The organism is Syntrophorhabdales bacterium (assembly GCA_035541455.1).
Taxonomy (GTDB): domain Bacteria; phylum Desulfobacterota; class Syntrophorhabdia; order Syntrophorhabdales; family WCHB1-27; genus JADGQN01.
On record DATKNH010000045.1, the window covers coordinates 1 to 12,940 of the forward strand.

The 12,940-nt window shown below is 54.4% G+C and carries 11 protein-coding genes; 3 read left to right on the forward strand and 8 right to left on the reverse strand.

All coding sequences use genetic code 11. From position 1 onward, the window contains the following. From VMT71_04845 to VMT71_04860, 4 genes are all read right to left on the reverse strand, one after another. A partial coding sequence (locus VMT71_04845) for an MFS transporter (protein HVN23274.1) occupies nucleotides 1–786 on the reverse strand: 786 nt, incomplete at its 3' end. A 129-nt stretch (nucleotides 787–915) separates the two neighbouring features. Then, complete coding sequence (locus tag VMT71_04850) at nucleotides 916–2,076, reverse strand: hypothetical protein (GenBank protein ID HVN23275.1); 1,161 nt, start codon at nucleotides 2,074–2,076, stop codon at nucleotides 916–918. A 221-nt stretch (nucleotides 2,077–2,297) separates the two neighbouring features. Beyond that, the gene (locus VMT71_04855) at nucleotides 2,298–3,731 is read right to left on the reverse strand and encodes a 4-hydroxyphenylacetate 3-hydroxylase N-terminal domain-containing protein (protein HVN23276.1); all 1,434 of its coding nucleotides are present in this window, start codon (nucleotides 3,729–3,731) and stop codon (nucleotides 2,298–2,300) included. Nucleotides 3,732–3,856: 125 nt separating this feature from the next. Next, nucleotides 3,857–4,552 carry a GntR family transcriptional regulator gene (locus VMT71_04860; protein HVN23277.1) on the reverse strand — a complete coding sequence of 232 codons (696 nt, stop codon included), beginning with the start codon at nucleotides 4,550–4,552 and terminating at the stop codon, nucleotides 3,857–3,859. Between the two features lie 234 nt (nucleotides 4,553–4,786). Here VMT71_04860 and VMT71_04865 point away from each other — a divergent pair, with 234 nt between their 5' ends. Both VMT71_04865 and sucD read left to right on the forward strand, forming a co-directional pair. Beyond that, nucleotides 4,787–5,929 carry a succinate--CoA ligase subunit beta gene (locus tag VMT71_04865; GenBank protein HVN23278.1) on the forward strand — a complete coding sequence of 381 codons (1,143 nt, stop codon included), beginning with the start codon at nucleotides 4,787–4,789 and terminating at the stop codon, nucleotides 5,927–5,929. Between the two features lie 302 nt (nucleotides 5,930–6,231). Next, a complete protein-coding gene (gene sucD, locus VMT71_04870; protein ID HVN23279.1) occupies nucleotides 6,232–7,104 on the forward strand; it encodes a succinate--CoA ligase subunit alpha in 873 nt (290 codons plus the stop codon). Nucleotides 7,105–7,193: 89 nt separating this feature from the next. Here the strand turns inward: sucD and VMT71_04875 are convergent, their stop codons facing one another. From VMT71_04875 to VMT71_04890, 4 genes are all read right to left on the reverse strand, one after another. Next, nucleotides 7,194–7,709, reverse strand: a complete 516-nt coding sequence (locus VMT71_04875) for a response regulator (protein HVN23280.1) — start codon at nucleotides 7,707–7,709, stop codon at nucleotides 7,194–7,196. Between the two features lie 137 nt (nucleotides 7,710–7,846). Beyond that, on the reverse strand, nucleotides 7,847–8,854 hold the full coding sequence (locus VMT71_04880) for a phosphotransferase (GenBank protein ID HVN23281.1): 1,008 nt from the start codon (nucleotides 8,852–8,854) through the stop codon (nucleotides 7,847–7,849). Between the two features lie 30 nt (nucleotides 8,855–8,884). Beyond that, nucleotides 8,885–9,622 carry a sugar phosphate nucleotidyltransferase gene (locus tag VMT71_04885; protein HVN23282.1) on the reverse strand — a complete coding sequence of 246 codons (738 nt, stop codon included), beginning with the start codon at nucleotides 9,620–9,622 and terminating at the stop codon, nucleotides 8,885–8,887. 255 nt (nucleotides 9,623–9,877) lie between these two features. Further along, nucleotides 9,878–11,224 (reverse strand): SpoIID/LytB domain-containing protein, encoded by a 1,347-nt coding sequence (locus tag VMT71_04890; GenBank protein HVN23283.1) that lies wholly within the window; start codon nucleotides 11,222–11,224, stop codon nucleotides 9,878–9,880. A 192-nt stretch (nucleotides 11,225–11,416) separates the two neighbouring features. On the opposite strand from VMT71_04890, the gene VMT71_04895 reads away from it, so the two are divergent. Further along, complete coding sequence (locus VMT71_04895) at nucleotides 11,417–12,925, forward strand: glycosyltransferase family 2 protein (protein ID HVN23284.1); 1,509 nt, start codon at nucleotides 11,417–11,419, stop codon at nucleotides 12,923–12,925. The last annotated feature ends 15 nt before the right edge of the window (nucleotides 12,926–12,940 follow it).

Consider the following 12,940-nt stretch of genomic DNA (forward strand, 5'->3'; position numbering starts at 1 on the left):
CGCCAGGAATGGTCTTGAACGCAGCAGGACCACGTCAAGGATCGGATTCACCTGCTTCTTTTCATGGCCAAGAAAGAGAAAGACCAATGTAGCACTCGACGCAAGAAGGGCTGCGCCCAGCCAAGCAGAGCGGAGTGACAGGCTTTCGCCCATGAGGTTGAGGCCGAACATGAGCAGGAGTATCGCGGCGCTCATGAGCAAGGCCCCCGCAATATCCACGCGAGGTCTCGAATAAAGTTTCGAGTCCCTCAGCAGAACCATGATCACGAGGAGCAATCCGATGCCTACCGGCAAGTTGATGTAAAAGATATAGCGCCATGAGTAACGGCTCACGATCCAGCCCCCTACGTTCGGACCGATGATCCCGCCTATCGGAAAAATACTGCTGAAGAGGCCGATGGCCGTCTGGCGGCTCTCGGGGAAATAATCGCTGACCATCCCTGAGGCAGTGGGGAAAAAACTCGCCCCTCCTATGCCCTGAAAAAACCTGAAGGCGATGAGCATGTAGATATTGACAGCAAAACCACATGCGAGAGAACTTCCCGTAAAGAAGAGGAGGGAAACAATAAACACCCTCTTGCGGCCGAAGGTATCACTCAGGCTCCCGGCCAGCGGCGTAGCTATGGTGACGCCTATATAGTAGATGGATATCGTCCATCCGGCCCAGAGCACATTGGTATGCAACTCCCGCATGAAGTGTGGGAAGGCAACGGCCACGGCTGTAGCGTCAACCATGTACATAAGAAGGCTCAAGCCGCCGGAGGCAAAAATTAAGTAACGCCGCATGAAATTCGAGTCTACTAAATTAGCCTGCCAATGGTCAACACACCAGAAGCAGATTGATATGACGGCAACGGTGACGCACGTCCGGACACGGCATCCATGAGTGAACTCAACGTATTCGGCAAAACGGAATCAGTACGATCGGGGTGAAGGATCAAGCCCCGGCCTGCCCGGATATTTGGCTGCCACAGCGCGGACAGCCGGATGATCCAGTGCCGTGAGGTGACCGCGGTCATGAATCAGTACATCACCTGCGCGGAACGTTGCGTTCCTGATATCGCCGGTGCAGTGCATCCAATACGGATACGCAGCTGTAGCGGAGGGCGCGCCGATATGCACGTGTATGTTTGAGCTGTGAGAATGATCGATCAGGCGATGGTATATGATGTTCGGACATTGCTGAAGGCTGACGCCGGCCTGAGGATGGACGCCGAAATGCAGCGCATTGAAATCATACACCCCTTCACCTAGTCGTTCATGCATTTCTTTCAGGAATCTGCGCAGAGCATCCGCCTCACCGTGACCGTCAATCCTGGTGATCCTGCAGTTCTCAATGGTCAACCTGATCGGTTTCTGGAAGTAGGGAGAGATGCCTATGTAGCGCGACCACCAGCTGAGCATCCTGTCAAAAACGAGAACCCCTGATACATCTCGCAGTCTTACTATCGGATGCACCCACTCAGGCCACGGCCGGTACGCACCTGCCTCTTCGCGCCTGATGGAGTAGCTCGTAAACCAGGGATGATTCGGGTGATACGGCGGATTGACAAAGCCTTCCAGATGCGTTCCGTTCTCGTCTGTGATCTGCCACGGGAGTCCCTCTTTGAAGGGAATGGAGGCCTGGTACCGGATCTCGCTCACCAGTTCGTAAGGTGTTTGAGCCCAGGCGGTGCACAGGAGAGGTGCGGTAACAGCGAAGTTGCGCACCATGAGCAGTTTCCTTTCCCACAGGAACTGCTTCAACTCGACCAGTTCTTCAAAGACGATGTCGAACGAGTTATTAATGAAGACGTCGGAGGCTGCGATGGCTGCCTTCACCACAGGTGGCAGCCGCCAGGCATGAGGCCTGGCCGGCTCATCTATCCATAGAACCAAAGCGTTCGCCCCTCGCGACTGCACAGCAGCCTGAATCCACGACACGGCTTCTTCGTCAACAAGGTTGTCTCCCCCGTAGAGGCCGTCCAGATGCGCAAGCAGCAGCACCTCCTGTCCCGGACGAATCTTTGCACAGTTATCCAGCAAGTCGTTAATAGCAATTGCGGCCCCTTTCGGAATGCCTTGTCTGGTAGACATGATCGAATCCTCCGCAAAGAACAGACCGCTTCGCTTGGACGACCGCTCGTCTTGCTCGCTAGGACGATGGACGATCGCCTTCGGCTAGGACGAGGGACGATTGGTCCTTCAGTATCTCTGGTCCGAGTGCAGCGGTCATCCCAGTCCGCTACTGGCGGACGGTCGTCCTAGCGAATGGAATGAGCGGTCGTCCAAGCCACACTATACGTGGCGGTCGATCTTCACTTCGTAATTCCTGCCAACCGCTTTGCCGCCTTTTTCTTCCTGTTCAGGTCTGTTTCGCGGTAGATCGTTACCCGGTGCGCCTCAGGTGAGCCGCCTCCGTGAATGTCCGAAATCGTATCGGCGCTCTCCAGGGCCATCTTCTCCACCAGCCTGTACATCTTGACGCGGTCCTCCACGGACCCGCCGTTAGAGGCTTTCAGGTATTTCTTCAAGAGTCCGCCCACCTCGGGGTTCTGGAAATCCCTGTCGGATGGAAGGTCTGCCACGAAGCCGCCTGATACGTCGATCATGAGCCTGATGGCTTCGGCGAGTTCCTTGCCCTCATGCAGCTTCGATGCATTGGCAAGCACCGTGTCGATATAGTAGGTACCGGACGGCTGTTTCTTCCCTTCATAGGACGCTGCGAGGCAGCAGGCGTAGAGTGTCTCTGCCCGGTGGATCATGTCGATAACCTTCTGTTTGTGGTGACTCACTTTAGCAGTGCCGTTATAGTCCATCAACGTGAGTGCCGCGCCGATCATGCAGTCGATCTTTCCGGATTTGCATCCGCCGTGGCTTTGGCGGTGCAGGGAAGAGAACTTCACAACCATGTCCTGTGCAAACTCGGTTTCGCCGCACATAAAGACACGCTCCCACGGGACAAAGACATCGTCGAAAATCAGCGTGGGGCAGTACTTGGAATAGAGCGTGTTGCCCACGTCACATCCATCCAGTTCGCGCATATCGAGGGTTGATCTTCCGACGACGTGAATCAGGCCTTTTGTGTCCGAAGGCACTGAGAACGAGACCGCGTAATCCGTGTCTTCCTTTCCCATGGCGCGGGTAGGAAGCACGATGATTTCATGCGATGAGAGAGAGCCTGTCTGGTGGGCCTTTGCTCCCCTCACGACGATGCCGTCCTTCCTGCGTTCAACCACGTGGAGATACATATCTTTGTCAGGTTGCTCGGTAGGCCCCAGCGAGCGATCGCCCTTTACGTCGGTTACGCCGGCATTTGCTGCGAGATCGTTCTTCTGTACATATTTCAGAAATTCAATAAAGCGATCGTTGTAGTTGGTGCCGTGCTTCTTGTCGATGTCATAGGTCACGATCGAGAGCGTGGAAAGACAGTCGAGGCCTGTGCACCGCTGGTGGCACGTACCTACGTAGTTACCGAGTGCTCGGTTCACTTTCACGCGCGCCACCAGGTCTTCAATGCTGGCGGGGGGTAGAGTAAACCTGTTTACCTGCTCATTGATCAAGGGGCTCACGGTGACCACCAGGTCACGGAACTGACCCTCGGCAACTTCGTACGTTGCTGCTGTAGCTTCTATACCAGCGCGAAGACGGGGGTTGTCCACCACATTTGTGACACGCTCTCCGAACATATACGCCGTCGGTTTGAGAGCCCGAATCGATTCGATGTATTCCGCTTTTGTCTTAAGACCCATGCTGCTACCTCCTCTTATTATGATGATGCGATAAAGCGAAGAAGTGTGGAAGCGGAACTGCCAGACATTTCCGTTGGTCATTCCGCATATTCGCTTCCTCCCGTCCTCACTTCAACTTCTCCTGGTTAAAATTCCGCCCTTTCCTGCTCGGCGAGCATCTTCCGGACGCTCGTCAGGACCTGCACCTTTACGTTGGTAACATGGTTCTTCAGCACGCTCTGCGCCCTCTCAACACTGCGCACGGCGACGGTGTCATATATCTCCTGATGCTCCTGATCCGTCGCGGTAAGCGATGTCCTGGGGAGGTTGCTGTACTTCAGGAAAAGAATATCAAAGAGGTTCTCAAGGATGCGAATCTGCGTCTCCCTTCCCGAAAGCGACGCCAGCGTCAGGTGAAATTCCCTGTTCTTAAACAGCCTGTCTTTGAGAAACAGCTCCCGTTCTGCCGCCTGGTGCGCGTGCAAGGCCGCTTTCAGTGTGCTGAGACTCTCCTTGTTGAGATTTTGTATGGTGGCCCGGAGAAGCGATGGCTCAATGAGCTCCCGCATCTCGTAGATCTCTTCGATCTCCTTGATACTGAAAGGAGTCATGTAAAACCCCCGGTTCGGCTCGTGGGCTACGAAACTGAGAAGCTCAAGCCGTTTCAGTGCCTGGATGATCGGTGTAGGGCTGAGGTGTAATTTTTCTGCAAGGTCCCGGTAGGCGATTTTCTGCCCGGGCACAAGCTCTCTCGTATAGATCATGCGCCTGATGCCCTGATAGGCAAGCTGGCTGGAGTCCTCCGCCTGCTTACCGCTTTTTTCCCTCTTTTTCTGCGCCATTTTTCGCACCCTGTCGGTTTTTTCTTATGCCCGGCTTATTGTACAAAAATTAAATTAAATTTGCAATTAAATTTTTGCCCATATATCTTGTCGAGTATCGTGCCCATATACCAAATCAAATATCTGATTATTTTCGTTGACATGCGCTTGCAGCAGTTTTATACTTGCATGCGCTGCACATCGAGTGCAGAACGTGACTACGCTGTACAAAACAATATAAAGGAAAAGACCCTCATGAGACTCCACGAATACGAGGCGTTGGATATCTTTGAACAGAACCGCATCCCCGTGCCTCACCGCGGCCTTGCTACGACCATGCACGAGGCCCTCCAGGTTGCCGGCGAAATAGGATACCCGGTCATGTTGAAGGCCCAGGTTCTCGTGGGCGGTCGGGGCCTCGCAGGTGGGATAAGGACTGCATCGACGCCCGACGAACTTAAAGACGTGGCTGAAGAGCTGCTCAGTTCGGACATCAAAGGCCTTCCGGTGAGAAAAATACTCGTCTGCGAAAAAGCAGAGATCGCGCGAGAGCTTTATCTGGGTATCACCATAGACGGTTACTCGGGCAGACCGGTGATCGTGGTCAGCACGGAAGGCGGGGTGCTGATCGAAGAGACAGCACAAACGGCGCCTGAAAAGATAGCAGCGATCCACATCGATCCCTCGTTCGGCTATTATCCTTATCAGGCGCGCTCGCTCCTGCGCATGTTGGGGCTGAAACAACAGCTCATCGCGCCCTGGAGCGATGTCATAGGCCAGCTGTACGACATTGCTCTACGTTACGAGGCGCTTATCGCAGAGATCAACCCGCTGGTCGTGCTTCCGAACGGCGGCCTGCTAGCCGTTGATGCTGTGCTTGAGATAGACGACTCTGCCCTCTCCAGAATCCGTCGATCATTGCCGGATCGCGCTGAACGCATCGAGAACCCTCTGGAGCGCAGGGGCCGGGAGATCGGTGTGACCTACGTAGACCTCGAAGGAGACATCGGCATTATCTCTTCGGGCGCAGGTCTTGGCATGGCTTCTATGGATATCATCGGGCAGAAGATGAAACCCGCCAATTTCTTAGAAACGGGGGGAGGCATCACCGCAGACCTCCTGTACAAATGCATGCAACTCGTTATGATGAAACCTGACCTGCGCGCTATTTTTATTAATGTGTACGGCGGCATCAACCCGATCCACGAGGGTGCAAAGGGCGTGGCGCGCTACATTGCCGAACACAAGGTCAAGATTCCTATTGTTGCAAAGGCCTTGGGCAACCACCAGGAAGAAACCTGGGAGATACTGCGCGCCGCAGGCGTTCACGTGGTAACAGAAGCCGCGACGGAGAAAGCAGTTGAGAAGCTTTACGAGCTTGTAGGCCCGGCGAAGTAAGACTCACGGGACGTGGGACGACCGCTTCCACCCTTGCGGGTACCTAGCGGGCTAGGACGACCGCGCCCCGCGCCGGGACGAGGGATAAAAAAGTAGCAAAAAGGTTTTATTGCGAGCGAAGCGAGCTTCGCTCGGAGGCGCCAGGCTGGGTTTGATGGATTTCTGGACGCCAGGTCATCGGGACTCCGATATAGTACTGGCGTACATGGAGGAGTCACGGTGATCGCAGCAACGACGAAAGGCGCAAACCCTAACGCTGGCGGCTCCGAGCGAACATACCGAGAAAAGAAAGCGAGAAAAAAGTGAGCATACTGATTGACGACTCAACCAGAGTAATAGTCCAAGGCATAACAGGACGCATCGGCAGCGTCCAGACTCACTGGATGATCGAGTACGGGACCAGAGTTGTTGGCGGCGTAACGCCGGGCAAAGGCGGCACCACGGTCGAGGGCGTTCCCGTCTTCGACAGCGTTGCAGAGGCCGTCAGGGAAACAGGCGCGAACGCGTCTGTCTTTTTTGTACCGGCGGCCTTTGTGCTCGACGCGTTTCTTGAAACCGTCGACGCCGGCATCAAGCTCATCGTCATTGTGCCCGAATTTATCCCGGTCAAGGACGTGTTGAGAATGCGCAGCTATGCGATTGAAAAAGGCGTGTTTGCCCTCGGACCCACAACCCCCGGCATCCTTGTCCCGGGAAAAGGAAAGATGGGCATCATGCCCGCATCTCTTTTTGCACCGGGGCGCGTGGGCATAATCTCGCGGAGCGGAACCTTGTCGTACGAGTTTGCCGGGATTCTCTCGCAGAGCAATGTAGGACAAAGTGCTGTGGTCGGCATGGGCGCGGACCCTGTTGTTCTGCGCAATCTGGCGGACATACTGGAGCTCTTCCAGGAAGACGAGGGCACAGATGCAGTAATCATCGTCGGAGAAGTCGGCGGGGAGCAGGAGGAGAAGGCTGCCGGCTTTATAGCGCGGAAAATGACAAAGCCGGTAGCAGCCTACATCGCAGGCCGCTACTCACCGCAGGGAAAGCGAATGGGCCATGCGGGCGCAATCGTGCGCGGCACAGAAGGGACGGTAGACGGGAAGCATGAAGCGTTACGCGAGGCTCGCGTTGAAGTGCTCGAAACCCCGGTGCATGTGGCGGATTGGGCAAGAAGGAATAAGCTCAGGTAGGACCGGTTTACCTTCAAACGCCTCATCACTTGGATACGGGTGCTTTCTTGCTCAATCCCCAGATGTTTGAATTCTGCGCGGGTGTTACTTCATTTTTTGTCCGAGGCGATTTTCTCTTCGAATTCCTTCCAGAATTCCTCGTCAGGCTTGCGCCAGTACGGACCCATTGACTTGCTGAAGAGCCCCTCAATCCCCTTCAAGGCACGCCTCCAGACAGCACCGTATTCATAGGTCAGCACATCTTCCAGAAATGGGACTACTGCGCCGAGTCGTTCTTTAGGAAGATAGGCCCTGGCGCCGAGTTCTATCGACTTCTTGAGGGATTCGGGTGAGAGGGCGTGCGCCGTGAGCATAACAGTCGGAATGGGGTACGGTCGCTTCACGGCCAGTTGCAAGAGGTCGAAACCCCTGACGCCCATGATATCAAGGATAACCAGATCGTATGTCCACGATGTGAGCAGCTCAACCGCTTTCTCGTAAGAAGTGGCCGTGTCGAGCGTGCACGTCGGGGCAGCAGCCTCAATCTCCTCTTTCAATACTTCCAGAATGTCCTGCTCGTCGTCCACAGCCAGGATTCTTTTATTGTTCAAGACTGATTCGGCCATGCTGCTCCTCCTTCCTCGGTGCAGAGTGTAGAATTTACGCTCATTTACCATACTCTACGTGCTTTGAGACAACCTGTCAACAATTCCTTTTGCAGCCCTTCCCGTCACATGTGGGGGCCAACCCAGCAGGATCGCATTCATCCACGCTCACCCAGTAAAGCGCGGCACCGCACCAGAAGCTCGCGCAGGAGGGGCAGTGATGCCAGATGCGAAGAGGCCTTCTCAAGAACACCAAGCGCGGAAGGGATATGTTCGAGAAATGCAGGGAGGCCTTTCTTAAGCCCCAGGAATCCGTAAGCCCCCAGGGCTTGCATGAGGCGCTGCACGGACGCGTCCCAGAAATAGCGCTGGAATGCCGGCCAGTCAAACCCTTGCGGTGACAGCCCGTAATAAAACGAGAGGAGCTCGTCGCGTTCCTCATCTGAAAAAGTCACGTATGGGTCACACAAAAGAGAACCAAGATCGTAAAAAGGATTGCCAAAGCGCATTCCCTGGAAATCGATCAAAAACAGCCTTCCATCGCAAATCATCACGTTCTGCGACTGAAAATCCCGGTGCACCAGAGAAGGCGGGCCTGCAGACAAGCGCAGCCCCAGCGAGGAGAGTTCCGACTCGAGTTGATCCTCAAAGGAGGGCTGAAGCTCTATCCTGCAGAAGCCTTTCACAAAATGCTCTTTGAAATAGTCGCGCTCCCAGCGATAAAGATCCGGTCCGAACGCCTCCATAAGTCTTACCCTCTCGCGCGGAAAGGTATCCTCTCGAACAGACTGAAGCCTCACCGCTATGGCGAGCGTCTTTTCATAGAACCTTCTTCTTGCGTTCCAGTCGGCTCCTCTGTAAGACCAGAGATCTTTGTCCCCAAGGTCTTGCATGAGGATGAGACACTCCTTCGGATCGTGGCGGATCAGTCGCGGCACAGGGATTTCCATATCGCGGAGGAATTCGGCGATGGCCGCATAGTACCCGTTCTCTACACGCTTTGGATCGTAATGTACCAGGATGGCGGAATCCGTTTCGTGCCACCTGATGCGGAAATACGCGCGGTCCGAGCCCCTTCCCTGCAGCGCCGAAAGTTCTACAGGAACAGATTCAGGAAGTCCGAGAGCGTCCCGCGCAAACCCAGTCATATCATCCCACGCTCTCACTTGTTGCCCTCTCCTGTATTCACCTTAACCTCAACTTCGACCTTGGTATTGGTATTCTCTTACCAGGCGCTCGTAGGCTTCTACCGAACCTATGTCATGCCAATCGCCCTGGTCTACAAGTATTCCTCTTACGGATCCGGGCTTCGCGGAGATTCTCCGGATAAGCAGGGAAACAATGGATTCGATACTGCCTGCCTCGATATAGCGAAGCAACGACGTTTCCATCGCATACACTCCCGTAAAAAGGCAACTCTGGACACCGGGGTTTCCAAGGGCATGCCGGATGTCGCAAATATCTCCGCGTTCGTTGATGTTCACGTTCAGGAGCGGCCCTTCGCTTCGCAACGCAAGCGTCGCCCCGGGCCGATCGCGCTCATGTGCGCCGACGAGATTTTGCAAGGGAAAGGTGGCAATCACGTCCCCGTTGTAGCAGAGGATCGCCTCATCCTCGCTTAGAAGGTCTTCAATATGCTTCAGTCCTCCGCCGGTCTCAAGCAGGACCGGTTCGTGGCGAAGCACGACGGGCACGCCTCGCCACATTCCGTCAGGAAATACTTCAACATACATTTCAGGGAGGTGATGCGTGTTGACAATGAAGCGATCCACTCCCACTGTAAGCAAATGGTCCATCGCATAGGTGATGATGGGCCGACCTCCAAGAGTCAAAAGCGGTTTCGGGCATTTCTCGGTCAGCGGCCGGAGACGGGTTCCCAGGCCTGCACCAAGAATGAACGCTGTTTTAAACCTCCTATGCCGATTCGGTTTCACTCGTATTGATCTTCTTAGCCCGGCTACGCCGCAGTATCTCGGGTGGTGATTATCAAATTCGAATATCCGGGCACCCGCTTGCGGGTGATCTAAATCCTAAATAAATCCAAATTTCAAATGTCCAAAACTAAAAAATGGTTCCACGATGTTGGATTTTGGTCATTAGATATTGTTTAGGATCTAGATATTGGATATTAGGATTTATCATCTCGGATACCCAATGGCCTCGACTCAACTGCACAAAAGCCTACGTGCCTAGTATATCTTCCGCAATTCCACTCCGGGGAAATAGTGCTTCAGGATCTCTTCGGCGCTGAAACTCCGGCTGGCCATGACTGCGGCTCCTATCTGGCAGAGACCGACGCCATGTCCCCAACCCGCACCCACGAAGGTAAACGCCGCTATCTCGCCCTGGCTGTCGCGCCGGGTCTTCACTATAAACGCGCTGCTGTAGAGATGTGTCGGGGAGAGCCAGCGTCGGATTTCAAGCTCCTTTCCCACTATGATACTTCTTTTTGAACCTGTTATTTTCAATCGCGAGATTCGCCCTGAAGGACCACGGTGAAGCGGCAGGATCTCCCGCAGAATACCCACATCAAATCCCGACTTCTTCCTGATGATGTCTTCCAGTTCCTCACGTGGATATTCGATTCTCCAGCGGAAGAAATGTGTGGTCTCCCTGTCAAAATCCGGCAGGATTTTCTTCAGAAGGTCCTGGTCTTCCGCATGGCAATAAGCTTCGGGTGACGAAAGAATCCACCGCGTGGCCTCCTCCTCTGTGCTGATCGGATCATGCGCAACAGGAGCATCCGGAACGCTTACCAGGTATGCCACAGATCTATCGTCCCACGCGGTTGCAAAATTTTCCGTAAGGCCGCCGCACGCTTTGCTGTAACGTGCGTCGCAGACCATACCCTTGTAGGTCATCACCAAACCATAAGTCTGTCGCACCGCGCTCTCAGCCTCACCGGATGTAATTTTTGTTATGCCCTGATATCGCTGACAGTGATCGTCTGCGCAGACGTCAAAGAACTCGTGCCCTTCCCGGTCATACCAGCGGGCCACCTCCCCTTTCACTTCATCAAAACACTCTGTAGACATATAAGGCTCACTGCTGCTTTTCCTTTTTTCCAGTGCAGCCAGAAGCCAGCTCCTGGACATGATTGCATGACTCTTCAGAAACTCCAGGGGCGCTGTAGCACTCATCTCCGACGAGATCACGCTCTTGAGGTAATCCTCCAGGGGAATCTCATTGACGGCCACAATCGTTTGCTGCTCGCGCAGCTTCAAAATGAGGTTTCCCTGAAAGGTTTGATCCTCCTCTCTCTCCCAGTGGAAACGTTTTCCTATGGTAACGCCGAAAAGCGTGAAGGTCGTATCTTTCTCAGCGACCAGTTTGATTGCCGGGGCGCGTACTAATTCCTGCTGACGTTCGTCAGTCAGCACTACCATTCCTTCTTCCGCATGCGCCGTAGACGCACCCGAGAGAGGTCCCAGTCCATCCACTGTGAAGCGGCCGTTCAGACGCAAGCGTATCGTTTTGCTGCCGTCGATCACCCCAACAGCGACATAGGGTTGAGTGGCTACGGGTTCATGGGTCATGGGTCACACACCACGTACAAAAAAGGTTCCCTCGAAGATGATCCCAAAGTTAGTATGTTTTGAAATGTGTTGTCAACCGTCACCGCGCGATTCTTGTCAGATGGGCCTGCTGTTTAAGCCCTTTAGCCCCTGTCGTTCGGGCATGAGATTATGATATAGTTCCCGTGAAGCCGACGTAGGAGTGGACCCCTTATGAAACCTTTCACGGCAATCGTACGCTATAGTCCGGGACCCCGCTTCGGGAGCATGCTGGCCACTCTCATGCATTCAGACCTCGTCGAAAGAGTGTTGGTGCATAGCGATAGTCCGGTAGAACTCAGCGCACCAGGCTGCCGCCTTCTCGTGACAGGCCCGTTTACCTCTAGCGCCACCATCGACGTGATACTTGACGAGGTCTCAACCGAGTATCTTCTTCTTGCCGTGAGTCCGCAACTGATTGCGATCGAACCTGAAGCGCTGAGCAAGATGCTCGCGACAGCCCGGTCAACAAAAGCCGGCCTGGTCTACACCGATTTCTACAATGAGAGCGGAACAGGGAGAATAATTCACCCGCTCACTGACTATCAGCCGGGGAGCGTAAGGGATGATTTCGATTTCGGCGCCCTCCTGCTGCTGTCAATGGCCTCCATCCGCCATGCGGCCGCCACACACGGCAGGATAGCGGATGTTGCATGTGCCGGCCTCTACGATATGCGCCTGAAACTCTCCATCGACTATGCCCTGTGTCATCTGCGCGAGCCCCTCTACTCTGTTAGGCAACTCGCCTCCCCTTCTTCTGAAGGCGAGGGATTGTTCGCTTACGTTGACCCCAGAAATGAAGCGGTCCAGAAGGAGATGGAGAGAGCCTTTACGGATTACTTGCAAAAGATTGGTGCGTACCTCGCTCCGGATCAATTCAGAGAACTCGAACCATCGACTACACCCTTCGCTGTGGAGGCCAGTGTTGTGATCCCGGTTCGTAACCGGAGAAGGACGGTTGCCGAGGCTGTGAAAAGCGCCCTCTCTCAGGAGACGGATTTCGACTTTAACGTCATCGTCGCAGATAACCATTCAACAGACGGGACCACAACCGTTCTTGAAGAGTTATCGAGGGAATATCGCAGGCTGCAGCACATCATCCCTTCCCGGCGCGACCTCGCAATAGGCGGCTGCTGGAATGAAGCTCTTCGCAGCAGCGCGTGCGGGCGATACGCCGTCCAGCTCGATTCGGATGATCTTTACAGCAGCGCCCACACACTGCAGAGAATAGTTGATGTGTTCCGCGAGGGGAACTATGCGATGGTGATAGGGTCTTATACACTGGTAGATGAGAACCTTGAAGAGATACCGCCTGGCCTCGTAGACCACCGCGAATGGAGTGACGAGAACGGTCGCAACAATGCGCTGCGCATCAACGGGCTCGGCGCTCCACGGGCTTTCAGCACAGCCTTCATGCGGAGTGTCGGCTTTCTCAATGTCAGTTACGGGGAGGATTACGCCGCAGCGTTGCGTGTCTGCAGGGAGTACCGCATCGGCAGGATTTACGATAATCTCTACCTCTGCAGGCGCTGGTCTGGAAATACTGATGCCGCACTAACATTTGAGCAGGCGAATAAGAACAATGCGTTCAAGGATGAGATCCGGAGCAGAGAAATAGCGGAGAGGCAGAAGATCAATAGGGAAGCCTTGCGGCCCAAGGCTCGTGGATCGAGAAAGACATAGGTTCGGCGATCAGCC

Coding starts and splice junctions, on each gene's coding strand:
- VMT71_04850 (HVN23275.1), bottom strand. CDS start 2,076: ATGTCTACCAGACAAGGCATTCCGAAAGGGGCCGCAATTGCTATTAAC.
- VMT71_04855 (HVN23276.1), bottom strand. CDS start 3,731: ATGGGTCTTAAGACAAAAGCGGAATACATCGAATCGATTCGGGCTCTC.
- VMT71_04860 (HVN23277.1), bottom strand. CDS start 4,552: ATGGCGCAGAAAAAGAGGGAAAAAAGCGGTAAGCAGGCGGAGGACTCC.
- VMT71_04865 (HVN23278.1), top strand. CDS start 4,787: ATGAGACTCCACGAATACGAGGCGTTGGATATCTTTGAACAGAACCGC.
- VMT71_04875 (HVN23280.1), bottom strand. CDS start 7,709: ATGGCCGAATCAGTCTTGAACAATAAAAGAATCCTGGCTGTGGACGAC.
- VMT71_04890 (HVN23283.1), bottom strand. CDS start 11,224: ATGACCCATGAACCCGTAGCCACTCAACCCTATGTCGCTGTTGGGGTG.
- VMT71_04895 (HVN23284.1), top strand. CDS start 11,417: ATGAAACCTTTCACGGCAATCGTACGCTATAGTCCGGGACCCCGCTTC.